The sequence below is a fragment of the Jiella soli genome, assembly GCF_020615385.1.
In the GTDB taxonomy this organism is placed as follows: domain Bacteria; phylum Pseudomonadota; class Alphaproteobacteria; order Rhizobiales; family Rhizobiaceae; genus VKMB-3413.
On the sequence record NZ_JAJAVB010000022.1, the window covers coordinates 68,212 to 94,378 of the forward strand.

At 65.9% G+C, this 26,167-nt stretch carries 25 protein-coding genes; 3 read left to right on the forward strand and 22 right to left on the reverse strand.

What is annotated here, in order from left to right:
• The first annotated feature begins 96 nt into the window (after positions 1-96).
• On the forward strand, positions 97-408 hold the full coding sequence (locus tag LH400_RS11880) for a polyhydroxyalkanoic acid system family protein (protein WP_229152905.1): 312 nt from the start codon (positions 97-99) through the stop codon (positions 406-408).
• 131 nt (positions 409-539) lie between these two features.
• Here the strand turns inward: LH400_RS11880 and LH400_RS11885 are convergent, their stop codons facing one another.
• Complete coding sequence (locus tag LH400_RS11885) at positions 540-1,049, reverse strand: hypothetical protein (RefSeq protein ID WP_229152906.1); 510 nt, start codon at positions 1,047-1,049, stop codon at positions 540-542.
• A 248-nt stretch (positions 1,050-1,297) separates the two neighbouring features.
• On the opposite strand from LH400_RS11885, the gene LH400_RS11890 reads away from it, so the two are divergent.
• A complete protein-coding gene (locus LH400_RS11890) occupies positions 1,298-1,576 on the forward strand; it encodes a hypothetical protein (RefSeq protein ID WP_229152907.1) in 279 nt (92 codons plus the stop codon).
• A 150-nt stretch (positions 1,577-1,726) separates the two neighbouring features.
• On the opposite strand, the gene LH400_RS11895 is transcribed toward LH400_RS11890, so the two are convergent.
• The 19 genes from LH400_RS11895 to fliF all read right to left on the reverse strand — a co-directional run bounded on the left by LH400_RS11895 (position 1,727) and on the right by fliF (position 20,369).
• Positions 1,727-2,215 (reverse strand): hypothetical protein, encoded by a 489-nt coding sequence (locus LH400_RS11895; protein ID WP_229152908.1) that lies wholly within the window; start codon positions 2,213-2,215, stop codon positions 1,727-1,729.
• Complete coding sequence (locus LH400_RS11900) at positions 2,212-2,559, reverse strand: hypothetical protein (RefSeq protein WP_229152909.1); 348 nt, start codon at positions 2,557-2,559, stop codon at positions 2,212-2,214. Before LH400_RS11900 ends, LH400_RS11895 begins: the two co-directional genes overlap by 4 nt.
• A gap of 16 nt (positions 2,560-2,575) precedes the next feature.
• Positions 2,576-3,091, reverse strand: coding sequence for a rod-binding protein (locus LH400_RS11905; RefSeq protein WP_229152910.1), 516 nt, complete (start codon positions 3,089-3,091; stop codon positions 2,576-2,578).
• 72 nt (positions 3,092-3,163) lie between these two features.
• Entirely contained in the window at positions 3,164-3,571 is a 408-nt protein-coding gene (locus tag LH400_RS11910) for a hypothetical protein (protein ID WP_229152911.1), read from the reverse strand.
• The gene (locus LH400_RS11915; RefSeq protein WP_229152912.1) at positions 3,568-4,323 is read right to left on the reverse strand and encodes a flagellar biosynthetic protein FliR; all 756 of its coding nucleotides are present in this window, start codon (positions 4,321-4,323) and stop codon (positions 3,568-3,570) included. Before LH400_RS11915 ends, LH400_RS11910 begins: the two co-directional genes overlap by 4 nt.
• On the reverse strand, positions 4,320-6,431 hold the full coding sequence (flhA, locus tag LH400_RS11920; RefSeq protein WP_229152914.1) for a flagellar biosynthesis protein FlhA: 2,112 nt from the start codon (positions 6,429-6,431) through the stop codon (positions 4,320-4,322). The genes LH400_RS11915 and flhA overlap by 4 nt, the downstream gene beginning before the upstream one ends.
• Before the next feature lie 290 nt (positions 6,432-6,721).
• On the reverse strand, positions 6,722-6,991 hold the full coding sequence (gene fliQ / locus LH400_RS11925; RefSeq protein ID WP_229152916.1) for a flagellar biosynthesis protein FliQ: 270 nt from the start codon (positions 6,989-6,991) through the stop codon (positions 6,722-6,724).
• A gap of 4 nt (positions 6,992-6,995) precedes the next feature.
• On the reverse strand, positions 6,996-7,403 hold the full coding sequence (flgD, locus tag LH400_RS11930) for a flagellar hook assembly protein FlgD (protein WP_229152917.1): 408 nt from the start codon (positions 7,401-7,403) through the stop codon (positions 6,996-6,998).
• 2 nt (positions 7,404-7,405) lie between these two features.
• Entirely contained in the window at positions 7,406-7,867 is a 462-nt protein-coding gene (gene flbT, locus LH400_RS11935; RefSeq protein WP_229152919.1) for a flagellar biosynthesis repressor FlbT, read from the reverse strand.
• A 2-nt stretch (positions 7,868-7,869) separates the two neighbouring features.
• Positions 7,870-8,217 carry a flagellar biosynthesis regulator FlaF gene (gene flaF, locus LH400_RS11940; RefSeq protein ID WP_229152920.1) on the reverse strand — a complete coding sequence of 116 codons (348 nt, stop codon included), beginning with the start codon at positions 8,215-8,217 and terminating at the stop codon, positions 7,870-7,872.
• A gap of 374 nt (positions 8,218-8,591) precedes the next feature.
• A complete protein-coding gene (locus tag LH400_RS11945) occupies positions 8,592-9,680 on the reverse strand; it encodes a flagellar hook-associated family protein (protein WP_229152921.1) in 1,089 nt (362 codons plus the stop codon).
• An 11-nt stretch (positions 9,681-9,691) separates the two neighbouring features.
• Positions 9,692-11,074, reverse strand: a complete 1,383-nt coding sequence (flgK, locus tag LH400_RS11950) for a flagellar hook-associated protein FlgK (protein WP_229152922.1) — start codon at positions 11,072-11,074, stop codon at positions 9,692-9,694.
• 38 nt (positions 11,075-11,112) lie between these two features.
• The gene (locus tag LH400_RS11955) at positions 11,113-12,273 is read right to left on the reverse strand and encodes a flagellar hook protein FlgE (protein WP_229152923.1); all 1,161 of its coding nucleotides are present in this window, start codon (positions 12,271-12,273) and stop codon (positions 11,113-11,115) included.
• Positions 12,274-12,436: 163 nt separating this feature from the next.
• Positions 12,437-13,108, reverse strand: a complete 672-nt coding sequence (locus LH400_RS11960) for a response regulator transcription factor (RefSeq protein ID WP_229152924.1) — start codon at positions 13,106-13,108, stop codon at positions 12,437-12,439.
• A gap of 242 nt (positions 13,109-13,350) precedes the next feature.
• Entirely contained in the window at positions 13,351-14,922 is a 1,572-nt protein-coding gene (locus LH400_RS11965) for a flagellar hook-length control protein FliK (protein WP_229152925.1), read from the reverse strand.
• A gap of 208 nt (positions 14,923-15,130) precedes the next feature.
• Positions 15,131-16,570: a hypothetical protein gene (locus LH400_RS11970; protein WP_229152926.1), complete on the reverse strand. Its 1,440-nt coding sequence runs from the start codon at positions 16,568-16,570 to the stop codon at positions 15,131-15,133.
• On the reverse strand, positions 16,567-17,808 hold the full coding sequence (locus LH400_RS11975; RefSeq protein ID WP_229152928.1) for a MotB family protein: 1,242 nt from the start codon (positions 17,806-17,808) through the stop codon (positions 16,567-16,569). The genes LH400_RS11970 and LH400_RS11975 overlap by 4 nt, the downstream gene beginning before the upstream one ends.
• Positions 17,805-18,671, reverse strand: a complete 867-nt coding sequence (locus tag LH400_RS11980; RefSeq protein ID WP_229152929.1) for a hypothetical protein — start codon at positions 18,669-18,671, stop codon at positions 17,805-17,807. Before LH400_RS11980 ends, LH400_RS11975 begins: the two co-directional genes overlap by 4 nt.
• A gap of 3 nt (positions 18,672-18,674) precedes the next feature.
• A complete protein-coding gene (fliF, locus tag LH400_RS11985; protein ID WP_229152930.1) occupies positions 18,675-20,369 on the reverse strand; it encodes a flagellar basal-body MS-ring/collar protein FliF in 1,695 nt (564 codons plus the stop codon).
• 436 nt (positions 20,370-20,805) lie between these two features.
• On the opposite strand from fliF, the gene LH400_RS11990 reads away from it, so the two are divergent.
• A complete protein-coding gene (locus LH400_RS11990; protein WP_229152931.1) occupies positions 20,806-22,188 on the forward strand; it encodes a chloride channel protein in 1,383 nt (460 codons plus the stop codon).
• A gap of 44 nt (positions 22,189-22,232) precedes the next feature.
• Here the strand turns inward: LH400_RS11990 and alaS are convergent, their stop codons facing one another.
• Together alaS and recA are read right to left on the reverse strand one after the other, a co-directional pair.
• On the reverse strand, positions 22,233-24,890 hold the full coding sequence (gene alaS / locus LH400_RS11995) for an alanine--tRNA ligase (RefSeq protein WP_229152932.1): 2,658 nt from the start codon (positions 24,888-24,890) through the stop codon (positions 22,233-22,235).
• 155 nt (positions 24,891-25,045) lie between these two features.
• Positions 25,046-26,122: a recombinase RecA gene (recA, locus tag LH400_RS12000; protein WP_229152933.1), complete on the reverse strand. Its 1,077-nt coding sequence runs from the start codon at positions 26,120-26,122 to the stop codon at positions 25,046-25,048.
• Between the last annotated feature and the right edge of the window lie 45 nt (positions 26,123-26,167).

A 26,167-nucleotide genomic window follows, 5' to 3' on the forward strand; every position in this document is an offset into this window, starting at 1 on the left:
CCGTCGCCGGCCGCTTCATGATTTCAGACGCTTCGCGTTGTTCTCCTGCCTGCCCGTCGCCATATCCGGCCGAAGGAACCCCGCAAGGAGAGCATGATGGCCGAGACGGTCAAGGTCGACATTCCCCACAAGCTGACGCGCCAGGCCGCCCGCGAGCGGATCGACGAGGGCTTCGGCCGCCTGCGCCAGGACATCCTGGGCGGTATGGTCAAGTTCGAGGACGTGTGGACCGGTGACCGGCTGGACTTCCGCGCCCGGGTGATGGGGCAGACGGTAACCGGGCGCCTCGACGTCGGCGACGACAACGTCCATGTGGAGATCGACCTGCCGAGCTTCCTCGCCGCGATCGCGGACAAGCTGAAGGGCCGCCTGCGCAAGGAAGGTCAGATCCTGCTCGAAAAGAAGTAGGCGGCGGCGGGCTTCGCCTGAGCGGCCCGCGCTGTCTGGAGCCACGAAAGACGCGAAGCGCGCCGGCGCTTTCGCGTCCTTTTCGTTGCCGGATCTCGGCTATGGCTGCGGAAGCGGCTCTGCGCTCCGGCTTACTGCGAGGCGTTCATCGCCTTCAGCGTGGCGTGCTCGGCCTTGACGATACCGCCCTCTTCATTCGGCTCGATCGCCAGGATCTTACCGAGACCTGGGAGCACGGACCCCACCTTCACCCGCCACAATTCGCCCGGGGAGGCCAGATGCGCCTCGTTCTGGAAGACCATGACGATGGCATAGTCCTGCGGCTTCAGTGGCACGGAACGCACGATCGTCGGTGCCGGGATCGCCGCGACGCCATTGAGGGACCCCGCCTTCTCGGTCGACCCGACGGCCATGGTGTCGAGATTGTCGGCAACCGACGAGATCAGCATGCGGTCGAAATAGTTCGGATCGAGATAGGAAATGACCGTCACGGCACAGAAGAAGCCGGACGAGAGCATGAAGACGGTGAAGGCGAGCGCCTTGACGATCCGGTCGGAGGCGCTGGACGCCTGAATATCCGCCCTCGTCGGCACGGCGATCTGGGCGCGGGCGGCCGCGCGCGAAGAAATCGTGATGCTCATCCCGGCCTCGAAGTCTGTCCCCTCGCGAGAGCCCGTCAGGGACCCGCTGAGAGCCATCATCGCAGCTGCCGGTTAACGATTTCTGGCGCTCGTGGCGCGCATGCGTCACGGCGACGGCGAGGCGCCGCACGACGCTCGTCGGATTCAGGAATTCTTGGCAAACGAGGCGCTAGGCTCGCCTGATGGTGAAGGATCCGATTCCGCGGAATGGTTCGGAGAGCCGCACATCGTCGCGGCGACGCACTCGTTTGCGGCCGGTGAAGCTGGCGACGCTCGACCGGCGGTTTCTCGACGACGGCATGGCCTGCGATCTCTCGCTCGGCGGCGCGCGGATCCGCCGCTACTCGCCCCGCCCGCTGCCGACGCGGCTGATGATCTTCGATGAGGCGGCGCGCTCGCTGCGGCCCGCCCTTATCGTCTGGACGGCCGGCCAGGAAATCGGCGTTCGCTTCACCGGACCCGAGCGACCGGCCGACCGCAAGGAACTGCTCCGGCTCGCAGCACGCTACTACGCCGTCGGAAGCTGACGGCCTGTCCACGCGGGTCTCGTCCACGCAGGCCGCGCGGCATTCCGTCAGAACCCCTGCGCAGTTCGAGCCAAGCCAGATCCGGCAGCGCGAAACGCTCGCCACGGGTCGCTTGCGAGGACCCGGGATTGATCCCCGACGCCCGGACTGTCAGCTCTTGGATGCGTCCTTGCCGTTCCCGCCGCGCGCTTCGTTCTTCGGGACATAGTCGAACTGCTCGACCAGAACCTCGTGGATGAGCTTCTGCCCGTAGCGCTTGTTGATCTCTTCCTTGATGCTGTCGGTGAGGCTGTTCAAATCGTAGCGTTCCGGCCGGTCAAAGTCGAAATCGTCGGTCGAGTACAAGCGACGGAAGACCTCGTCGAGAATGAACGGGTCCGGCGGCACCTGCAGCTCGGCCGCCGTCTTCCCGTCGATCGTGTAGACGAAGCGCGCCAGGATGTATCCCTGCAGCTTTTCGCGCGAGATCATCGGGATGGTGACGGTTTCCGTACTCTTGTAGTCGAGCCCCTGGAAATAGTCGGGGTCCTTCGGCTTGGCCCCCGCCTCGGCTGCCGGCGACACCAACGTGGCCACGAGATAGCTCGAGCCGAGCGCGACCGCGCAGACCCAAAGACCGATGCCGATGAGCTTGATCACGCAGGCGCGCCCCTGCGGACCGTCCGCGCACTGTAGGTGCCGTCGGATTCGGCTTCGGCGATCGTGCGGGTGATCAGCGCGGCGATCTCACGGCTGGCCCTGATGTGCATGTCGAGAACCCTCTGGTTCTCCTCGACCGACAGCTTCAGGCCCTCGAGCCGGCGCCGCAGCGCGGGATCGGTGTCCGGAAGGGTGCGGGCGAGCCGGCTGAACTCGAGCAGGCACTGGTTCTTGCGCGAGGTGATCTCGGCGAGATTGACCGCATTTCCGGAGCGCAGCGCCTCGATCTCCGAGGCGAGAACGGATTCGAGCCGGTCGGCGGCCTTGTCGACGGCAGTGTTCATGGGGGCGGGATCCTTCCTATTCGTCAGACGTGTCGGCGAGCGTTCCGGCGCGGACGACGTCGGAGCGTGCGAGCAGAGCGTTGAGACCGCCGGAGATTGCGGCGCCGGTCGAAGACGAGCCGGTCAGCTTTTCCTTGGCGGCGATGGCGTCGGCGATGCCGATTCCGCCGTCCTTGGCGATCTCGTCGCCGATCTGTTCGGCAAGCATCGATTTCCAGACGGAGCCGGCGGTGCCGCTTCCGAAGAAGCTCGAGGATTCCGACGGCAGCATCGATTCCACGAAGCTGCGCAGGACGAAGCCTTCGAACTGTTCGAGCGGCGAGGCCTTGCGGGACTGGTGGGCGACGAGTGGTGCGAGCTGCGGCGAAAACGCCGACTGGCTCTTGGCGTCGTCGGTTTCGCCAACCAGCCCTTCGAGCGTGGCGGCAAAATCGTCGCCTGCGGCCGCGGCCTGTCCGGTCGCCTCACCCCGCTCGGCAAGCACCGACGTTGCGAGACTGGCGATCTTCGGAGAGATTGACGATACGGTCATGGGATTGGCGGGCCCCTCTTGCGATCCTGCGAAGGGTTAATTTTCCATGACCCGACTTGTAATCGCGCGGGCTTATTCGAAGCTTGATCCTGTCCGCGCCAGGAAGCTGTCGATGCTGGCGTCGCGCTCCTTGGCTTCCGTCTCGGCATCCGCCGTGCGCCGCGCCTGGTCGCGCCGCTTCTCGACCCCCTTCTCCACCCGGCGCACAGAGCGGATCCGCTCCTCGACCGCCGCCTTGCGCTGCTCGATCGCGCGGCGCTCGACATCGTTGCGGCGCAGCGTGCGCACCTTGACGTCGATAAACAGGCCGTGAAGCTGGGAGCCGGTGCCGAGGCTCGCCAGAAGCTCCGCGTCGGTCCGGTCGAGTTCGGCGCGCTCCTCGCGCAGATGATTGAGGCGCCATTCCTCCAGGAGGCGCTTCTGCGCCTGTACCTTGAGGATGCGGTTCAAGCGGTGCACGCGGTCGTTCTTGTTGCTCATCCGGCCAGCACCCAGTGTTGGAAGTCCTGCATGAAGAAGATCAGGAAGTCGGCGATCGAGTAGCCGAAGAGGACGAGCCCGCCGGCCAGGACGAAGGGCAGCGAAATGAAATAGATCGGGATCGTCGGCGTCAGCTTGTTGGCGAGGCCGATCGCGAAGTTGACCACCACCGCATAGAGGATGAAGGGGCTGGAGATCCTCAGGCAAAGCAGGAAGGCCTCGTCGAGATTGTCGACGATGTTGACGAGGTTACCGCGCGCCGAAAAGCCCAACGCGGGCGGCATCGCCGAATAGGAGGCGACGAGGGCGCGGGCGATCTCGGCATGCAGGTTGAGGACGAAGATCAGCGTCGTCGCGGTCATGGTGATCAGCGAAGTGATCGCTGGCGCCGCCTCATGGTCGTCGATCGAGACGCCGAGCGCCTGACCCATGCCGATCGAGTTGGCGACGACGTGGCCCCCGAACTGCAGCGCGATCATGAAGCTGCGGCCCAGGAGACCGATGAACAGGCCGTTGAGGAGCTCCGTCGCCATCAGCTGCAGCCGGGTATTGTCGTTGCCGGCGCTGACCAGCGGCTCGAGGGTCGGCAAAAGGGCTGGCGCAAGGGCCAGTGAGATCGCCAGGGCGACGAAAAGACGGATCTGCGTCGGCACGCGGCTCGACGAGATGCCGGGAAGAAGCAGCAGGCAGGTACCGACGCGGCAGAAGATCACGAAGAGCGACAGCACCACATCGGGCATGTCGCTGATCATGAGATCGATCCGATCGGCCTGATGTCGACACCGCGCGCGATCTCGACATGGCTGAGCACAGGCAGGTTGACGAAGATCCGCTCGATCATCATCCGCACGTAGGGACGGGCGTCCGGCGCCGCGACGAGAACGAACATCTCGCCCTGGTCCATCTTCTCGCGGATGACCTTGGTCGCCTCCGTCGCGAACTGCTCGACGAGACGGGGATCGATGTCGAACTCGACGACATCGCCCTTGGAGTCCCGCTTCAGCGCCTGGTGGAAGGCGAGGTCCCACTGGTTGCCGAGCCTGAGGACGTTCAGCTTGCCGTCATGCAGGAGATCGCCGCAGATCTGCTGGGCCATGCGCATTCGCACATGTTCGACGATCTGCTCGGAACGGCGCACATGCGGCGCGATCTCGGCGATCGCTTCCAGGATCAGGTTCATGTTGCGCACCGAGACGCGCTCGGCGAGGAGAAGCTTCAGCACCGCCTGCAGTCCGGAATAGGACATGTGGGTCGGGATGATCTCGTCGATCAGGCGCTTGTATTCCGGCTCCAGCCGGTCGAGCAGCGCTCGCATGTCCTTGTAGGACAGAAGCTGCGCCAGATTGTTGCGGATGACTTCCGACAGATGGGTGAGAACGATCGAGAGCGTGTCGATCGGCTCGAAGCCCTGGCGCTTCAGCTCCGAGGAGAAGCTCTCCGACACCCAGGCCGCCCGCATGCCGAAGGCCGGTTCCTTGGTCACGTCGTGCGGCACGTCCGGCGCCGGCGCATCCCCGAGGACGATCATCAGCTCGCCGAGCCTCAGCGTCTGCGAGGCGAGCGTCGTGCCGTGGATCTTGATCTCGTAGGACTTGGGATTGATCGCCAGATCGTCGGAAAGCTTGATCTCCGGCACGACGAATCCGTAGCGGGCCGCAAAGCGGCGGCGCATCTTCTGGACCCTGAGGGCCAGTTCGTCGCGCTGCACCACCAGATGCGCCGAAGTCTGCCGGCCGAGCACGAGCTCGATCTCGACGATCCGCAGCGACTCCTTCACCGAGTTCTTCTCGGCGTCGCGCGCGACCTTCTGCTCCTCGGCCTGCTGGGCTTCCTCCTGGCGCTTTTCCTGCTCGCGTGCCCTGGGGACGAGATAGGCGACCGAGGCGAGGATGCCGGCGATCCCGATGAAGGGCAGGAACGGCAGCCCGGGAAGGAAGGCCAGAATGCCCATCAGCATGGCCGCCACCGACATGGCCCGCGGATAGAAGCCGAGCTGGCCGATGACGGCGAGCTGCGCGGCGCCGCGGTTGCCGCCCTTGGAGACCAGGAGGCCCGCGGCGAGCGAGACGATCAGCGCCGGGATCTGGCTGACCAGACCGTCGCCGACCGAGAGCTTGGTGAAGACGTCGGCGGCGCTGGACGCATCCATGCCGTGGCGCGTGATGCCGATGACGATGCCGCCGAAGATGTTGACGGCGGTGATGATGAGGCCGGCGATCGCGTCGCCGCGCACGAATTTCGAGGCACCGTCCATGGAGCCGAAGAAGGCGCTTTCCTCCTCGAGCTCCTTGCGGCGGCGCTGCGACTCCTTCTCGTCGATCAGGCCGGCGGACAGATCGGCGTCGATCGCCATCTGCTTGCCCGGGATCGCGTCGAGGGTGAAGCGCGCGCCGACCTCGGCGATACGCGTCGCGCCCTTGGTGATCACCATGAAGTTGACGATGATCAGGATGGCGAAGACGACGAGGCCGATGAAGAAATCGCCGCCCATGACGAATTGCGAGAAGCCGCCGATGACATGGCCGGCGGCGTTCACGCCCTCGTTTCCCTGCGACAGGATCACGCGCGTCGTCGCGATGTTCAGCGACAACCGCAGCATCGTCGCGAGCAGGAGGACGGTCGGAAAGGCGGAGAATTCGAGCGGCCGCTCAATCCACAGCGCCACCATCAGGATCAGCACTGACAGCGCGATCGACAAGGCGAGGCCGATGTCGATCATGAAGGCCGGAATTGGGACGAACAGGATCGTCAGGATGAAGACGACGCCGAGCGCGAAACCGATGTCGCGGCCGCCCCCCTTGGTCGCACCCGTTCCCGATTTCGGAGCGCTCGTTCCCGCTTTCAGCGCGTCGACGGCCATGGCGCGTTCCCCGTTGCTGCAGTCCCTGGGCGGGAGACGGCGGGCCGCCTCATGCGAGCCGCCATCGTCCCCAGACGTCTCGTCGCAAACGAAGATTGCTCAGGGCTGATGCGGGGCGCCGCTCGGGCAGTCACCTCCCGACCGGGCCGGGTCCTGCCCCGCCGCTTGTGGCGCGGGTCCCAGAACGAACGATGCCGCGCCCGGCAAGCCGGCGCGGCATCAACACACTCATTTTAAGGAGCTCAAGCCCCTCGCCTCCTGCCGCGGAGCCTAGCCGCGGCAGTGGGCGATCATTTGAAGCCGTTCTCGATGCGGGAATAGGACTCGCTGGTGAACGCATAGACTTGTGCGCCGGTGAAGGATGCCGTCAGCGCGATGACGATGAAGATCCCCAGGATCTTCGGCACGAAGGTGAGCGTTACTTCCTGGATCTGGGTCAGCGCCTGGAAGAGCGCGATGATGACGCCGATCGCCATCGCCGCGGCGACCGCGGGGCCGCATGCCAGGACGATGGTCCACACCGCTGACTGGACGATCTCGATTGCTTCCGCCTCGTTCATGGCTCTACTCCACCTCTGTGCCGGACTGGAGCATCACGGTGTCGCCGCCTTCGAGGACGGCCTGGACGCCGCCATCGGCGACGCGCACCGCCGTCACGACGCCCGAGACCGAACCGTCCGCCGAGGTCACGGTCCGGCCGATCAGCTGGTTCGCCTGGGTCAGCGCCGAGACGGTCATCATCGAGTCGAGCTTGGTGTTGGTCTGAACCGCCTGCTCGACCGAGGAGAAGGTGGCGAGCTGCGACACGAACTCGGTGGAATCGGTCGGGTTAAGCGGGTCCTGGTTCTTCATCTGCGCCACGAGCAACGTCAGGAAGGCGTCGTAGTCCACCGTGTTGGATTTCGCCGCCGTGTTCTTTGTCGCATCGGCGCTGGTGGTGCCGGTCGTGGGGGAAACGCCGCTGACGCTCATGATTAGACTCCGGCTGCAAGCCGCAGCGCTTGCCGCGGCGGATTGATGGGCGCGTTCGACTGGCTGCGCCCGTCGCGCCCTTCGAGAATCTCGTCCTCGATCGGAATGAGGACGCGCAGCCGCTTCAGAGCCTCGAAACAGCGATTGCGCAGCACCAGCCCTTCGAGTTCGATCAGACCGTCGATGATGTCGCGATTGCTGTAGCTCTTCAGCATCGTCGGCTGGGTCTCGGCGAACAGCTTGCGGGCTGCGTCGGCGCTGTCGGGATCCATCAGGATCATCTGGACGATGAAGTAGAGCTGACGCAGCGGGGTCGTCGCCTGCTCGGCCTGGATGACGTGGCTTTCCAGGAGGAAGGTCACGTCATTGAGAAATTCCAGCGTCGTCTTCCGGTCGACCTTGAGGACCGCTCCGTTGACGAAGATGCGTTCGCCGGCCCTCAAGGAAATGCGGAGCGTTGCCATCGTCAATTCAATCCGTCGCGGATGAGCGTGGTGATCTCGATGATGCCGGCGAAGTTCTGGGAGCGGCCGAGCCGGATCGCCTCCGCCTCGCGCATGATCCACAGGCCGATCGAGATCAGCTCGGCGCGCAGCACTTCCGGAAGCCCGTTGTCGGAGCTCGACAGATCCTCGACGAGGATCGCCCAGAGGCTGCGCGTCGTGTAGATCGCCTCGATCGCGTCACGGGACCGGGGGCCGCTCTTCTCGGCCTTCCGGAGAAGCTCGATCGAGTGATCGAGTGCGCGCCGCTCGCGCTCCCGTGCATCGACCTCAACATCCCGAGCGACTTCCGCATATGAGAACTGGTACATTCCTACCCCTTGATCATCGCCCGGATGGCGCCTCGTCGCTACGATCCGAGCTTTGCAAAGCTTACTGATTGTCTCTGATCGATCTTGCCGCGACCTGACCTGGCGGTCCGTCCGGCTACACTCTTCAGAACAACCCGTCGGCGCGATCGGCGCCGCCAGGCAGAGGCTGCGTGCAGCAGACGATCCCCTTCGCCTGCCGGCCGGCAAGCCCAGGGACCTTGATCCGGCCACCAGAAAATCCGCGCATCGCGAGGGGCCTGTCCGGCGCCGGCAGGGACGCGCAGGAAATCGCGCGCCGCCACTCCAATGCGCCCTTGGGCCGATCGAATGATCTGTCCGTTCGCCTCATCGCCCTGCCCCGTCCGTCGTGAATTCTAGAGGTAGTCGAGGAGGCTCATGCGCGAGATCCGCGCAGTGAGCGCATAAGACGATTCCAGAAGATTGGTCAGCGTCGTGACCCGCGTCGAAGCCTCGTATGGATCGACGTCCTCAAAGCTGGAGATCGACAGCTTCAGCACGTTGCTTCGGCTGTTCAAGGCTTCGTCGGTGGTATCGAGACGCTGTTGATTGCCGCCGATCTCGGCCTGGATCGTCGTCAGCTGCGACAGTCCCCGGCTCAGAGTTTCCGTCGCCCGCCTTGTGAGAAGCTGACGTGCGGAATCGTTCATCCCGTCGGCTCCGAGATCCGACATCATGACATAGGCCTTGGCGATGTTGCGGAAGGCCTGGCTATTGGCGGAGTAGCTCGAATTGATGGTCTCGCTGTCGCTGATCCGGTTGCTGATCGAGGCATTGTCGGCCTTAGACCAGTTGGCGGTCCAGTTGGCGTCGTTGAACAGATTGTCGGGATCGCTGGAATCGTCGAAATACTTGTCCAGGAAGGCATCGAGCTGCGTATCGGTCATCGTCGACATGGCGCTGATGCCGTTGGCGCTCATATAGGTGCTCAGCGCATCGCTGACCGACTTCTGCGCCGTCGATCCGTCATAGCCCGCGGACGGCAAGCCGGTGCCGTCTTCCGTGAAGCTGATCGGCGCCTGGTCGGTCGCCGAGCCGGAGAACAGGAAGCGGCTGCCGAGCGACGCGTTCAGCGCGCCGACGAACTGCTGCATGTTCGCGCTCGCCTGATCCATGTCCGCGTTGATACCGGCGTCTTCCGTCCCGTTCGCCATCACCGACTGCAGGAGGCTGTTGCCGGTGTCGGCGAGAGACTGCAGCGAGGTCTGCATGATCTCGAAGCGCTGGCTGATGATGGAATTGGACTGGCGCTGGCGATGGGCCGCTTCCTGTTCGGCACGCAGCGAGATCGTCTGGATCGTGCGCACGCCGAGGGCGAGACCGACATCGTCGAGGTGGCCGGTCGTCACCTCCTTCTGCGCCTTGGTCAGGTCGCTCTGGATCCGCGAAATCGCGGAGCGCGGAGCGTTCATCAGGGAGAGATTGGAGACAAGAAAGTTGGACATGCTCTTGCCGATCAGCTGACGTTGAGAAGCGTGTCGAGCATCTGGCCGATCGTCGCGACGATCTTGCTCGATGCCTGATACGAGCGTTCGAGATCGAGGAGATGCGTCATCTCCTCGTCGAGATTGATGCCGGTCTTGTTGGACAGGGCGTCCTGGGTGCCGGTCAGCAGCGTCGACTGGTAGTCGATGTCGGAGGCCGTGGTGGCACGGGCGTTCTCGAGCCAGCTGATCGACGATCCGGCATAGCCGATCAACGAGGACTGGCCTCCGGAGCCGAGCGCGGGGTTGAAGCTGCGCTGGGTCGTCATCGCCGAGATCAGGCTGTTGATACGGTCGGAAAAGCCGCTGGAACCGGTGGTGTTATACTGGCCGGCCGAGCCGTCGCGCACGAGCGTGGGATCGGCGTCGAAGGCGGCCGTGACATCCAGCGAACCGGCCGAGCCAGGCGCGGTGCCGGCGGAAAAGAGCCCAGGCCCGCTCGCTTCGGAAAAGGCGTCGACGAGGTTCGTCGCGATCGCGTCGAGCTGGCCCTGGAAGGTGATGGCGGTCTCGTCGCGCAGTTTCAGAAGCCCGAAGACGCTGCCGCTCCCGATCGGCATGGTCGACGAGGCGCCGACACTGACGCCATCGATCTTGAAGGCATTGCCGGTCACGGTGGCGTCGTAGGCCGGCTGAGCGCTGAATTCGACCGAGCGCGGGGTCGTCTCGAAAAGGGTGATGCCCGAATCCGTCGTCAGCACCATGTCGTTGCCGGTTCGCATCTGGGTGTTGATGCCAACATAGCCGGAGAGCTTGGTGACGATCTGGTCCCGCTGGTCGATCGCGTCGGTGACGTCCGTGCCGAGCGCCGTGCCGGACACGACCCTGTCGTTGAGTGACTGGAACTGCTTGAGCAGCTTGTTCATGTCGTCCGCGGCCGCCGAAAGCTGGGTATCGGCGTCCTTGCGCGCGTTCTGAATGGCGGTGGTCGCGCTGTTCAGGCTGTTGACGACGTCCTTGGCGGCGTCGACCGCCGCCCGTGCGGTCTGGGCATCTTCCGGCGAGACCGCGAAGTCCGCGAGCGCCGACTTCAACGCGGTAAGCGTCGCGGCCGGCGTGTTGGTGGAATCGACGTCGCCGATGACCGCCCGGATGGAATTCAACGCGTCCGACATCGCCTTCGAGGCCGCCAGCGAACCGTTGGCGGCCGTCATCGAGCGGAAGAGCGCCTGATTTTCCGACTGGGAGATGGACGTGATCTTTACGCCGCCCAGACCGTTGCTGATCTGGTTGGCGTATTTGCGCGTCGCGCCGCTGTTATCGGCGTTGGCGATGTTGCGCGACACGAGGGCCGTCTGCGCCGAAACGGTTGCCAGCGACGATCGGGCGTTCGTGAATGCGGAAAGCAGCGACATGTCGCGACAGGCTCCCTAGGTGACGCTGGCGAGGCCGCTCAGCGCTTCAGATTGACGAGGACGTCGAGGATCTCCGAGCCGGTCTGGAAGACCTTCGAATTGGCGCTGTAGGACCGCTGCGCCGAGATCATGTCGGTCAGTTCGCCGGCCAGGTCGACGTTGGACTGCTCGAGCGCACGCGAGGCCATCGTGCCGAAACCGTTGCTGCCGGCCGCGCCATAGGTCACGGTTCCGGACCTCTGATTGGCCGAGTAGACGTTGCCGGTGTTGGCGGTCAGCTGGTCGGGGCTGGAGAAGTTGGCGAGGTTGACCGTGTAGAGTTCCTTGGTGGCGCCATTGTCCATGACGCCGCTGACAACGCCATTCTCGTCGACCGAGAAGTCGGTGAAGGAGCCGGCGGGATTGCCGTCGGCGGTCAGCCTGGCGGAATAGGCAGTGTTGTATTCGGTCAGCGTTCCGAAGTTGAGGTCGACGGCGCCGCCCCCGAGGGGGAAGTTCATGGTCGCCGGCGTCGCAGTCCCGACGCCGCCAGTAAACGTCAATGAACTGGTCGTCGTGGTCGTGCCGTCCGTCGCGCTGACGTCCCAGCCGCCTGTCGTCTTCGTCAGCGTGAACGTCAACGAGGTGGGGGTGCCGACATCGTCATAGACGATGAGCGAACTCGTCTTGGTGTCGCCGACGGCGGCTGTCGTCGGAAGCTGGAAATCGAGATTGGCGGTCGTGCTCGCTTCCGGCGCCTGGATCTCGCCGACCGGCAGCGTGATCGGGCCGATCTTGCCGTCTGCGGCGGTTCCAGTGAGCCGGTAGCCCGCGGAATTGACCAGATAGGTCGTCTCGACGCCGCCGACGGTCTCCGTCTTCTGCACGAAGGCGCCGGCCCTGGTGTAGAATTCGCGGCCCGCCGCATCCTGCACGACGAAGAAGCCGTTGCCCTGGATCGCGAGATCGGTCGAGGAGGAGGTGCCGGCGATGCTGCCCGATTGGGTGATCGACTGGCGCACCTGCGTCCGGACGCTGCCGGAATTGTAGTCGCCGCCACCGCCGCCGCCCTGGGCGAGGACGATGGTCGAAAACTCGGCCGAGTTTCGCTTGTATCCGGGGGTGTCCGAATTGGCGATATTGTCGGACACGGCCGACAGGCGGTTTGCCTGCGCGTTCATGCCCGATACGCTCGTCCTGAAGACGCCGTTGATGCTCATCCGCTGATGCTCCGTGCCATCCACACAGCGAAAGCAATAGGCGTCAAAGCTTGCGTCTGGCTGTTGGCGACCGCAACCAGATCGACATTCTCAATGTAGAAACGCCCCGCCAATATAATATTGGCGAGGCGCTTTCAATTAACGTTTTAGTAACGCTTCCTGTTTACTCAACACCAATGCCATACCCGAGGTAACGCTTGGACGAGACCGGGTCGTAGCCGAGGCGCATCTTGAGCTTCTTGCGGAGCTTGGAGATGTGGCTCTCGATGACGTTCTCTTCGACGTTCTCGTCGAAGATCCCGTAGATGGCGTTGAAGAGCTGCTGCTTGGACACCCGGCGGCCACGGTTGGACACCAGATATTCCAGGATCCGGCGCTCGCGGCGGGGCAGAGCCATCGGCTTGCCGGCGACTTCCGCGTCGCGGCCGTCCTGATAGACGCTGATTTCGCCGATCACGGTACGCGCCGCCTCGCTCGCCTCGCGGCGGCGGATCGCGCCGACACGGGCGAGGATTTCCTTGACATGGATAGGCTTGGAGACGACGTCGTCGACACCGGCAGCGAAGAGATCGAGGGTCCCGTCGAGGTTGCGGTTCTCAGAGAGCGCGATCAACGGAGCCTTGGAGCGGGCCCGGATCAGCCGCGGAGATACGGCGCGATCGTCGAAGTCGCCGAGCAGGAACGCCTCGACTGCGGAGATGTCGGCCTCCGGGGCGGTCTCCACCCAATCGCGAAATTCGCCGGCGTCGAAGCCCGCCGCAGAGACGCCCTCGCGGGCAAAAAGCGACTGGTAGCCGCTGGTCACGAGTTCACGATTATCAACCACTACGATCATTTTATCCTCCAAGGCCGCCGCCGCGTTGTTGGTAAACAAGAGGTAACCTGACCCGAGTCTTGCGCCTATCCTGAAATTTAGTGGTCTATTAACCCTCCCATGCCAGGATCAACCAAGTCATTGATTCTCATGAATATCTTTTTGGTTAACGAGAGGTTAACGGCGGTCGCGGACCCCTTGTGAGGCCTGCGCGCCACAGTCGCCGAGCGACCTTTTCCGGGGCTGATTATCAGCTTGACCGATCAGATGTAGATCGTCGGATCGAGTTCCGAGCGGCGGCTCCGGTTTTCACTCCGGTCTGCCGGGTCGGCGCCTGCCGGCATGCGCCCGCGCTGTTCGCCCCCACCTTGCGCACCGCCGCCATTCTGCGACGCGGCGTTCTGGCCCGCCGAGGCTCCGGCACCGCCGCCGGAGGTCCCGCCAGCCCCGCCATCCGCCTGGCCCGCGCCCGCATTCGCTCCCGGATTGGACCTCAGATTGCCGGGGTCGCGGACGGAGATGCTGATCGCCGCGTCGTCGACAGAAAAGCCGGCCTTGTTCAGAAGCTTCTTCAATCCGTTGGTGTCGTCCTTCAGGGCCAGCGCGGCTTCGGGCCGGCTCGCCTCGAGATGGACCGCGAGCGCGCCGCCGACCATGCGCATGGTGACGTCGACCGTTCCCAGGCTCTCCGGCTGAAGCTGGATCTGGATGGTCTTCAGCGCGGCGCCGCCGGCCTGCAGACGCAGCCGCTCCGCCGGAGCACCAGGGCCCTGCGGGACGATGCTGGGCAAAGTGCGGCCGAGCGCGCCGGAAAGCTGGCGCGAGACCGGCGCCCCGATGTCAGCTGCGGAGACGTCGGCCTTCAAGAGCCCGTTCTTCGTATCCGCGGCCCCGCCGTCGGCATCGAGGTCGTGGGAACCGGCTTCCTCGCGGCCGAGCGCGGCGATCTGATCGGCCAGGGCGGACCTCGCACCATTCGCCGCCTTGCCGATCGATGTGTCGCCGCTGCCGTCAGCCGATGCCTCGTCCGCGTCCGCACCGGATCGCAGCCCGGCCGGCTGAAAGTCGGTGCGCATCGAGACGAGGTCGACGCGTCCCTTCGGCGTTCGGTCTTCGGCTGCTGCGGCGGAGGGAAGCCTGCGCGTGACGTCGACCGCAGACGGCGCCGTGTCGGCGGTCGCGTGGGGTGCCTTTCCGTCCGCGGCGGCTCCGGTTGCGCCTTGCGCGGCGTTCCCGCTCTTGCCCGTCGTGGCGCCCGCCTCGTCGCCGGTTTCGGCAGATGTCGTCTCCAGGCCCTCCAGCTTGAGGTCTGCGACAGGACCGCTCCCGTTCCGGGTCGCCATGTTCGCGCCCGTCGCATTGGCGGCCTGTGCCGTCTCCGGCGAGGCGTTCCTGCCGGTGGCGGCGAGGGCCAGGCCTGCTGCAGCACTCAACGCGGCAACGGATACGCCGGCCGATCCGTCGGCCGTCGCCTTCGTGCCGGACTTCGACGACGAACCGCCCTCCTCCGCCGCGTCCGCCGTCTCGTCATCGTCGCCGATCGAAAGCAGGGCGGCGAGCGATGCGGGCATGGACTCCGAGCGGCCTTTGCCGGATCGATGGGCCTCCTTCGCCGTCGCGGATTCGTCCGTGGAGGTGGTCTTCTCCTCGTCCGCCTTCGCCGCGTCCTTCTTCGCCTTGCCGGGCGTCGAGCCTTCCTTGGCATCCCCGGCCGCGGCCACGAACTGCGAGAAGTCGTCGTCCGATCCGGACGTCTTCTGCGATGCGCCCGCCGATCCCGACTGGACCGGACGGCTCGGAGCATTGAGCGCAGCGATGCTTGGCGATGTCGTCATTGCGAAATTCCGGATCTGTTGCCGACACGGGCCGTTTCGCCGTGCCGCCGCGGATAGCCGCGGTGCCCCCCATGCAGTCTCGTCGCGACGTCGGCCGGGACCGTCTCCCCCGGCTGCCCCGCGAACGAAGCCGACGCCGCCCGCGCCTGAGCCTTCGCCACCCGTCCAGAGGTGCCCGCGTGCCCTGTTCCGTCATGTCCCAAAGCCGTCACTCGTCGGCGCTAGCGAGGTCGCCGCGGACTTCCTTGAGCAGCGCCTCGCCACGCGAAAGGACGTCGGAGTCGGGCATCGGCGGCGAGTCTGCGCTCGGCTTGCCTTCCATCGTGGCGGAGATCATCAGCGGCTTGCTGATCTGCTTCAGCACATCGGCCGTCGCTGTCAGCAGCTTGCGGTCGGCGGGATGAAGGTCCTCCGGCTTGATGGTATCGAGCACGGCCCGCGCCTCCAGGACGTTGCGCTGCGTCAGACCGGCGGCGATGTCGTAGAGCTTGGCACGCTGGAGATCGCCCTCGGCGACGTTCTTGAACCGCAGCGCCCTGTCGGACGCCATGGTCGCGAGCGTCATCCGTCCGGCGACGAGCGCGCGCCGCGCCACGGCAAGATAGATGGTGACCTGCTGGTCGTCGGGAAGCTTCGCCACGCAGTCCGCCACGGTGTTGATCGTGTCCTCCTCGGTGCCCGCCGGCCGCTCCGCATAGACGGCCGAGAACCGCGCACGGAAATTGGCGGCGTAGACGGAATTGCCGTAGCGGTCGAAATACTGCCTGGCGTAGCGGTCGGCCTTCGCATGGTCATTGTTCTGCTCGGCGAGGAGAACGCCGAGACGCAAGGCCGCCTCTTCCAGAAGCGTGCCGGGCGCTAGCAGCATCACCCGCTCGAGCCGGCCCAGTGCGTCGGCCGACGCAGTCATCTGTTCCATCTGCGCCAGCGCCAGCTGGACCTGCGCGGCAAAGCTCGGCTCGGCGAATTTGAGGTCGAGCGAGGACAGGAGCTTGACCGCTTCGTCGGTGCGGTTCTCGACATAGGCGAGAGCGCCCTTCAGCATGACCTCGTCCTCGCCCTGCGGCCGCAGCTGCGAAATCAGCTCGCGCAACACGTCCGGCGGACCGCCGCTGAGCACGTAGAGCGCCAGGGCCCGCATGTTGCGCGGATCCTTCCAGACATCCGGCTGCTCGCGCACGAAGGTCGGGCCATAATAGCGCAGGAGCTGTGACTGGACGCGGATCGCGGCAGCATTGCCGCGCGCAATCTGGTCCTGGAGGAACTGCAGCGAGCGGACCACCTCGTAGGGCATCGGCCCGCGCTGCTCCGGCCATGAGCCGGCGGCCTCCCCTTCGTGCTCTGCGCCCTCCTCCGCGGCGTGGTCCGCCTCGGCATGCATGTCGGAGTTCGCAGACGCATCCTCCGCATCGGCCGTATTCGCCTCGACCGCGCCCGCAACGGCTTCGTGGGTCTCGTCCGAGGCCGCCGCGGATTCATGGGGCTCGCCATGCGTGCGCTGGGCGTCTTCGGCGGCCCGCCGCACGCGCTCGGCGACCGAATCCCCCACCTGCGGGAGCGCGGTCTCTTCCGCTCGCGCCGGCATCGTGCAGAAGAGCGCGAGCAGGACGAGCAGGAAGCGACGATGGCAAACGCCCGCCAGGATCATGACTGCGGCTCGGTCAGCAGGATTTCGATACGGCGATTGACGGCCGCTTCCGGATTTTTCGGATCCTTCAGCTTGCGGTCGGCAAAGCCCTCGATCCCCTTGACGCGGTTTTCGTCGAGGCCGCCGCGCGCCAGCATGTAGTAGGCCATGTGAGCCCGGGCGGTCGAAAGGCGCCAGTTGTCGTAGTCCTCGCTCTTGTAGGGACGGGCATCGGTGTAGCCGCGAATGGTGATGTCGCCCTTGCGGGTGGCCAGGACAGCCGCGATCTTCTCCATCATCCTCACCGCGCCGGGCGTGGGCTTCGCCGAGCCGAGATCGAACATGCCGCTCGTCACCTCGTCGGTGAGCGAGATCGTCACGCCGCCGTCGCCGACCTTGACCTCGACGCTGGAGGGCACGTTCTTGCCCATCTCCGCGAGCTTCGCCTGAATCTCGGCCTTCAGCTTTTCGGCGTCGTTCTGACCCTTGCCTTCCTTGTCTCCCGTTCCGTCCTTCTCGCTCTTCCCGCCCTTGCCAGCGGGAGCAGCCTTCAGATCCTCGTCGGACTTGATCCCGTCTTCCGGGGACTTCGCCTCGTTCGGTCCAAGGCCGGCATCCGTGCCGTTGAGGTCTGTCATCGGATCCTCCGGCGGGATCACCGCCGTGCGGAACTCGATCGGCGGAAGGTCCTTCAGCCGGCCACCGCTCTCGGTGATGTTCGGCGTCAGCTGCCACGAGGTCGGGTCGAACGGATCACGATAGGCGTCGCCGCCGTTGAGACCGGGAAGTCCCGAGCCGTCCGGCTTGCCCTTTTCGCCCTGATTGCCGGTCGAGGTGCTCTGAGCGGCGATCTCGGCCAAGACGGCATAGGGATCGCGGAACAGTGCGCGTTCCTCGCCGCCGGTCTGGTCTCCCGCCACGGGCTTGCCATGCGGATCACCGTTGGTCTCGGCGATGCTCTCGCCCATCTGATCGGCCTCTCGGTCCGCCCCGTCGTCCTTCTGCTGAATGCCTCTGGTCGCGGGGGACGGATCGTTGAGCTTGATCGGATTGAAATACTGAGCGACCTGCTTGCGGGTCGCCATGTCCGATGCGTTGGTCAGCCACATCACCAGGAAGAACGCCATCAACGCCGTCATGAAGTCGGCGAAGGCGATCTTCCAGACGCCGCCATGATGTTCGTCGTGCTCGCCGTGGCCACGGCGAACGATGATGATTTCCTGGTGCTCCAGGTGGCCGGCTTCCGATGGTCCGCTCACGCAAGCGCCTCTTCGAGGGCAGTCTTCCAGCTGCCGAGACGAGACTCGAGCGTGGTCTGGGCGCAGACGATGCGGATGTCGGAGGCGTCCTCGTCGACTTCGACGGTGACGAGCTTGCGCCTTGCGCCCAGCGCCTCGACGAAGGCGTCGAGCAGCGCCTCGGGACCGGTGGCGTGCAGCGACAGCGCTTCACCGTCGAGGCCGAGCGTCGCCACGGCATCGGCGAGTTCCATCACGGTGCGCCGGGTGCGGGCGTCGAAGGCGACCGGTTTCAGCACGCTCGCGAAGGAAGTCCGCAGCGCCGTCTCGATCCGGTCGAGCCGGTCGGTCAGCGCCTTGGCGAGCGCCTCGCCTTCGCTGGCGCACCATTCGGCCCGTGCCTTTTCCAGTGCTTCGGCCCGCTCCTTGGCGGCGCGGGCGCGCTCGGCCTCGAGAGCTGCCACGACGGCATGGGCCTGCTGGGCCTGCATCTCGGCGATCGCAGCGGCCCGGCCCTGTTCGCGGCCCGCTTCGCGCGCCGCCTCGACATCCTCGTCGCTCGGACCGGTGATCTCCGTCGCCAGGTCGGCAAGCGGGGCCTCGTCGAAACCGCCCGGCAGGAGGGCGAGCGGCCCGGCGTCCGCCTCGTCCTCGGACATCTCGGGGATGGCCGTGGCGCCGCGCAGAACGGGGGGCTTGCGCTTCACCTTGCCATGCTCGGCAACGAGGGTGAGGTGCTCGAAGGCCGCGGCGCCCGTCCGTCCCGCCGCCTTGGCGGGCTTCGCCGGCTTGGCCCCCTTGGCGAAGCGTTCCGCCTTCAGGCTCTGGAAGGGAATGTCCTGTTCGTCCTCGAATTCGGTCAGGTACTGCGCGAGGGGAATCATGGCTTAAGCCGCCTCCTTCTGGTGAATCCACTGTTTGAGGACATTCGCCGCCTGGGCCTCGTCGAGATCCAGGAGATTTTCGAGCCTCGACTGAGCGGTGTCTCTGGACGGCTCGTCGAAGTTCGAGAGGAATGCCGGCTGCATGCCACCCAGCTGTGGCGTATCGTCCGAACCTTGAGCCGCGCCGAAGTCGAAGCCGCCGGGCAGTTGCAGCGCGCCCGGAAGGCCGTCGTCGGACAGGTCCAGCCCACCCAGGCCGCCTTCTTCGCTTGCCGCCGCAGGCGTCGCGGCGATGGCGCGGATCGCCGGCTTCAGGCCGAACCAGATCAGCATCACGGCGACCGCGAGAACGGTGAGCGCGTTGATCAGAGTGCCGGACTGGCGCATGAACATCTCGCCGAGGCCAGGACCGGGGACCGGCTCGAGGGATGCGTCGTTCGCCAGGAAGTCGACCGCAGTCACCTTCAGCTGGTCGCCGCGCTCCTCGTTGAGCCCGGATGCGGAGGCGACGAGAGACTGGATTTCCCCGATCCGCTTGTCGATCTCGGCATCGCCGGCGTTGGCGCCGAGCGAATCCTTGATCCGCTGCCGGTTGAGGACGACGGCGATGGACAGGCGCTCGACCGTATAGCCGTCGCTGGTCGTCTGGACCGTCTTCTCGTTGATCTCGTAATTGGTCAGTTCCTCGCGGCGGTCGTTGGCCTCCTTGGAGGTCTCGCCGCCATTGCTGGTCGGCGCCGGATTGGCCGCCTGGATGTCCTGCTGGACCCCGACCGAGTTCTGCGTCGAGGAGTTCTGCGTCTGGCCGCTCTCCTTGATCGTGCGGGTCGAGCGCTCGACGCGGCCGTCCGGATCGAAGATCCTCTCGCTGATCTGCTTCTTGTCGGTGTTGAGCCGCGCGACGACGCTGGTCTGGAAATTGCCGACGCCGAGATAGGGCGCGAGGGTCCGCCGGATGGAATCCTCGACGCTCTTCGAGACGATCCGCTCGATCCCGAACAGCTTCGTGGGCGCGGTGGAGGCCGCCGAATCGTCGCCCGAGGCGAGCAGCGTTCCGTCGGTGTTGAGGATCGTCACCTCTTCCGGCGTCATGGACGGAATCGCCGAGGCGACGAGATTGCGGATGGCCTGGGCCGATCCGAAATCCTCCGGCGCCTCGGTGCGGATGACGACGCTCGCCGACGGCTTCTGCCGCTCGCGGCGATAGGAGCCCTCGTCGCCAAGGACGATGTGGACGCGAGCGGCGCGCACATTGCTGAGCGTCTGGATCGTGCGGGCGAGTTCGCCCTCCAAGGCCCGGACCTTCGTGATCTCCTGCATGAAGGAGGTAAGGCCGATCGAGCCGATATTGTCGAACAGCTCGTAGCCGGCATTCTCCGAACGCGGCAGGCCCTTTTCGGCGAGCAGCATGCGGGCCGGTGCGGTCTGCGAGAACGGCGTCAGGATCGCGTCACCCTTGGCGTTGACGTCGAAGGGGATCCCGGCTTCGGTCAGCGCCGCGCCGATGCGGGTCACGTCCGTCCGGTCGAGACCGGAATAGAGCGTGTCCATATCGGGGCGGGACAGGAAGTAGCTCCCGAGGCCGACAAGGGCCACGACGAGCAGTCCGATAATGCCGAGGCCGGCAAGCTTTCGCGGTCCAAGCGCCGACAGGTTGCCGAGAACCTGTTGGGCCTGTCCACCGATGGCGAGCGCCATGCAATTCCCTCGCGTCTACACAATTAAGCACGTTTTGACGGTCGGACCATGCCGGTCAAAGCTTGCGCGAGACCCCGGTTAACAAAGGGTTAACGCGCTGCCGACGCTCCCCTGAAATCCGCCCAGCGCGTTCTGGCCGCGGCGCTCCAACCATCTCGAAATGCGGTCTTTTTGCCCTCGCAAGGCCGGTTGCGATGAGGAATGCGCGTTCTGATCCCGGCGCCTTCCCGCCGCCTTCCGCAAACCCTCCGCCGGACGCCGGCCGCCGATCGTTGATGGCGAAAGTTCGGCGCAAGCCTGTCCGCACGAGGGCCGGAGGGCAGCCATGCGCCCGCCCGACCCATTGCAGCGCGACGCCGGACAAGGTCCGAGGGTTGCGAGCGGGCGCACGACAGTGCATGCCGGGGCATCATCCACAAGAGGCGAAGAATCGACGGTGCGACGCGCGTCAAAGATCAGATGGGTGCGGCGATCGCGGGCGATGATGACGTCGCCGCGGGTCTGGAGGCCGCGGCTGGTCTTCTGGGCAGGCGCCCTGACGATCGGTGTCATCAGCGCGGGCTTTGCGGCCGTTGCCGACGAGGCGCAGCTTCTGTTCACGGCGGCGACGACGGACGGCACGGGGTACAACCTGTTGCCGCTTCTTCTTACCCCGCTCGGCTTCGTCCTTTGCGCCTATCTCGCCGACCGCTACTTTCCCGGCTCGCAGGGGAGCGGCATTCCGCAAGCGATCGCCGCACGCCATCTTCGCCGGGAGGAGGACCGCGGCCGGTTCCTGTCGCTCAGGATGATTGTCGGAAAGATCGCCCTCACCGTCGTCGGCCTCGGCTGCGGCGCCTCGATCGGCCGGGAGGGTCCGACCGTCCAGGTCGGCGCCTCGCTGATGCTGCAAGCCGCCCGCATCGGCGGGATGACGCAGGCGCGCGGCCTCATCCTCGCGGGATCAGCGGCCGGCATCGCCGCCGCCTTCAACACGCCGCTCGCCGGCATCGTCTTCGCCATCGAGGAGATGAGCCGCAGCTATCAGGCGCGCACCAATGGCGTCGTCCTTGCGGCGGTGATCATCGCCGGCCTCGCCTCGCTCGCGATCGTCGGCAACTATACCTATTTCGGCATCACCGACGTCACCGCCGCCTTTCCGGCCGACTGGCCGCTGGTCATCGCCTGCGGTGTGGTCGGCGGTGCGCTCGGCGCCGGCTTCAGCGACCTGACCCTGCGGATCACCCGCCGCATCAGGCGGGTGCGCGCGGTCACGCCGCGTCGCCGCACCATTCTCGTCGCCGCCCTTGCCGGCCTCGTCGTCGCGGTGATCGGCATCGCCACCGGCGGCATGACCTTCGGGACCGGCTATGCCGAGGCGCGAAGCGCGGTCGAAGGCGAGCACCTGCCGGTCCTCTTCTTCCTCGGCAAGTTCGTCGTCAGCCTCGCCTCGACGGTTTCGGGAATACCGGGCGGACTATTTGCGCCGTCGCTTGCCGTCGGCGCAGGCCTCGGCTCGACGCTCGGCCAGGTCTTCGGCGAGACGGCGAGCCTGGCGGCCGTCCTCGGAATGGCCGGCTATTTCGCCGGCGTCGTCCAGGCCCCGATGACCGCCTTCGTGATCATCATCGAAATGACCGGCAACCACGACAACATCCTGCCGGTGATGACGGCCGCCGTGCTCGGCTACGGGACTGCCCGTCTGCTGGCGCCCGAGCCGCTCTATCATGCGCTTTCGCGCCTGTTCATCGCCGATGTCCTGCGTCGCCGGCGCACGGAAGCGGCGGAAGCCGCGAGCGAACCGGCAAAGCCCGCCGGGACCGGAGAGGCCGCGGGCTGAGCCGGGCCTCCGGCCTGCCGACCGACACGGACGCCCTTTGGCGGTCAGGCGGCGAGCGCTGCCTCGACCGCGGCCACAGCGTCCTCGGCCTTGTCGGCATCCGGACCGCCGGCCTGAGCCATGTCGGGACGGCCACCACCGCCCTTGCCGCCGATCGCTGCGCTCGCCTCGCGCACCAGTGACACCGCATCGAAGCGCTGGGTGAGGTCGTCGGTCACGCCGACGACGACGCTCGCCTTGCCGTCAGCCACCCCGACGAAGGCGACGATCCCGGACTTGAGCTGTGCCTTCGCCTCGTCGACGAGACCCTTCAGGTCCTTGCCGGAGACGCCTTCGAGCACGCGCCCGAGAAAGCTGACGCCGGAGATCTCCCGGACCGCGGGAACCGCGGCGCCGCCTCCGCCGGAAAGCGCCAGGCGCTTCTTTGCCTCTGCCAGCTCGCGCTCCAGCCGCCGGCGCTCTTCCACCAGCGCCTCCAGCCGGTCCGCCACCTCTGCCGGAGCGGCCTTCAGCGTCGCCGCCATGCGCCGGACCCGCGCATCCTGCTCGAGGAGATAGTCGCGCGCAGCCGCGCCCGTCAGTGCCTCGATCCGGCGGACGCCAGCCGCGACAGCGCCTTCGGAGACGACATGCACCAGACCGATCTCCCCGGTGGCGCGCACATGCGTGCCGCCGCAGAGTTCGATCGAATAGGTCTTCCCGGCCTTCTCGCCCTCCTCGGCGACTCCCATCGACACGACGCGAACCTCGTCGCCGTATTTCTCGCCGAAGAGCGCCATCGCGCCCGAGGCGATCGCGTCGTCGACGGCCATGAGCCGGGTTTCGACGGGGGCATTCTGCAGGACCACGGCATTAGCCAGCCGCTCCACTTCCGCCAGCTCCGACGCCTCGATCGGCTTGGGATGCGAGAAGTCGAAGCGAAGCCGGTCAGGCGCGACCATCGAGCCCTTCTGCGCGACATGGCTCCCGAGCACTTCGCGCAGGCCCTCGTGCAGGAGGTGCGTGGCGGAATGGTTCGAGCGGATCATCGTACGGCGGCGGTGGTCGACCTCGAGCTCCAGTGCCGAGCCAACGCGCAGCTCGCCGCGCCTGACCGTCGCGCGGTGGACGAAGAGCCCGTCCGCGAACTTCCGGGTATCGGCAATTTCGAGTTCGACGCCGTCGCCGCGCATCGTTCCGGTATCGCCGAGCTGACCGCCGGACTCGCCGTAGAAGGGGGTCTGGTTGACGATGACGGAGACCTCGTCCCCTTCCCCGGCGCGATCGACTTCCTCGCCGTCTTTGACGAGGGCGACGACGGCCCCCTCCGCGCGCTCGGTATCGTAGCCGAGGAATTCGGTCGCCCCGACACGCTCGCGGATCGGGTACCAGACGTTCTCCGCGGCGGCTTCGCCCGACCCGGCCCAACTCGCGCGCGCCTCGGCCTTCTGCCGGGCCATCGCGGTGTTGAAGGCATCGAAGTCGACCTCGATGCCGCGCTGGCGGAGCGCATCCTGCGTCAGGTCGAGCGGGAAGCCATAGGTGTCGTAGAGCTTGAAGGCGGTCTCGCCCGACAGCTTCTGCCCGGCGGACATCCCCTCGGTCGCCTCGGCGAGCAGGGACAGGCCGCGGTCGAGCGTCTGCAGGAAGCGCTTCTCCTCCAGCTTCAAGGTCTCGGAAATCAGCGCTTCGGCGCGCACGAGTTCCGGATAGGCCCGCCCCATCTCGGCGACGAGCGTCGGCAGGACCTTGTAGAGCACGGGTTCGCGCGCCCCGAGCATGCGGGCATGCCGCATCGCGCGGCGCATGATCCGGCGCAGGACGTAGCCGCGGCCCTCGTTCGACGGCAGGACGCCGTCGGCGATCAGGAAGGCCGTTGAGCGCAGATGGTCGGCGATCACCCGGTGGCTCGCAGCCTTACCGGCTTCGGCCTTGGATCCGACCGCCGCTTCCACCGAACCGATCAGCGCCTTGAAGAGGTCGATGTCGTAATTGTCGTGGACGCCCTGAAGAACCGCGGCGATCCGCTCTAGGCCCATGCCGGTGTCGATCGATGGCCGCGGCAGCGCCAGGCGCTCGCCCGGCGTCACCTGCTCGAACTGCATGAAGACGAGGTTCCAGATCTCGATGAAGCGGTCGCCGTCCTCGTCGGGGCTCCCCGGAGGCCCGCCCGGAATGCCTTCGCCGTGATCGTAGAAGATCTCCGAGCACGGGCCGCAGGGGCCGGTCTCGCCCATGGACCAGAAATTGTCCGAGGTCGCGATGCGGATGATCCGGTCATCGGACAGGCCAGCGATCTTCTTCCAGAGCGTCGCGGCCTCCTCGTCCTCGGAAAAGACCGTCACGAGGAGTCGATCGGCCGGCATGCCGAATTCCCGCGTGATCAGGTTCCAGGCAAGCTCGATCGCCCGGTCCTTGAAATAGTCGCCGAAGGAGAAATTCCCCAGCATCTCGAAGAAGGTGTGGTGGCGGGCGGTGTAGCCGACATTGTCGAGGTCGTTGTGCTTGCCGCCGGCGCGCACGCATTTCTGCGCCGTCACGGCGCGGTCGTAGGGTCGCTTCTCAATGCCGGTGAAAACGTTCTTGAACTGCACCATGCCGGCATTGGTGAACATCAATGTCGGATCGTTGCGCGGCACGAGTGGCGACGAAGCGACCCGCTCATGCCCGTTCTTCTCGAAATACTCGAGAAAAGCCGACCGGATTTCGTTGACGCCACTCATGAGCGAGACCTTCGCATTGCGGATAGACACGTGATCGGCCGCCGCCCGCTCCACTCAGAGCGAGGCCGAAACAGGGCCTTTTACAAAGGCGACGAACACGTGTCTATCGGCCGGATGACAGCCGGCTGCGGCCGTCAGCCGGCCTGCCGGGACCGTCAGTCTTCCGAACTGTCCTGATCGTCCCGCCCGTCGTCGAGCAACTGTTCGGCGATCAGGCCCGCGTTCTGACGGATCGCCGTCTCGATCTCCGCCGAAAGCACCGGGTTGTCGCGCAGGAACTGCTTGGCGTTCTCGCGCCCCTGCCCCAGCCGCTGACTGTTGTAGGAGAACCAGGCGCCGGACTTTTCGACGATACCGGACTTCACGCCGAGATCGACGAGTTCGCCCATCTTCGAGACGCCCTCGCCATACATGATGTCGAACTCAACCTGCTTGAAGGGGGGTGCCAGCTTGTTCTTGACGACCTTCACCTTGGTCTGGTTGCCGGTCACCTCGTCACGATCCTTGATCGAGCCGATGCGGCGGATGTCGAGCCGGACCGAGGCATAGAACTTCAGCGCGTTGCCGCCCGTCGTGGTCTCGGGCGAACCGAACATGACACCGATCTTCATGCGGATCTGGTTGATGAAGATCACCATGCATTTCGAGCGCGAGATCGAGCCGGTGAGTTTGCGCAGCGCCTGGCTCATCAACCGCGCCTGCATGCCGGGCAGGGAATCGCCCATCTCGCCCTCGATCTCGGCGCGCGGCGTCAGCGCCGCGACGGAATCGACCACCAGGACGTCGATCGCTCCGGACCGCACCAGCGTGTCGGTGATCTCGAGCGCCTGCTCGCCGGTATCGGGCTGGGAGATCAGAAGGTTTTCGAGATCGACGCCCAGCTTGCGGGCATAGACGGGATCCAGCGCATGCTCGGCGTCGACGAAGGCGCAGATGCCGCCCTTCTTCTGGGCTTCGGCAACCGTGTGAAGGGCGAGCGTCGTCTTGCCCGAGCTTTCCGGCCCGTAGATCTCGACGATCCGGCCCTTCGGCAGGCCGCCGACGCCCAGCGCGATGTCGAGCCCAAGCGAGCCCGTGGATACCGTCTCGATCTCCACGATCTGTTCGTTCGCGCCGAGCCGCATGATCGAGCCCTTGCCGAACGCCCGTTCGATCTGCGAAAGCGCGGCATCGAGAGCCTTGTTCTTGTCCAACGAATTATCCTCGACGAGACGGAGAGAGTTCTGTGCCATGGAGACGGGACCTTATTCCACGCGTTGGATGGGGGTGCAATGATG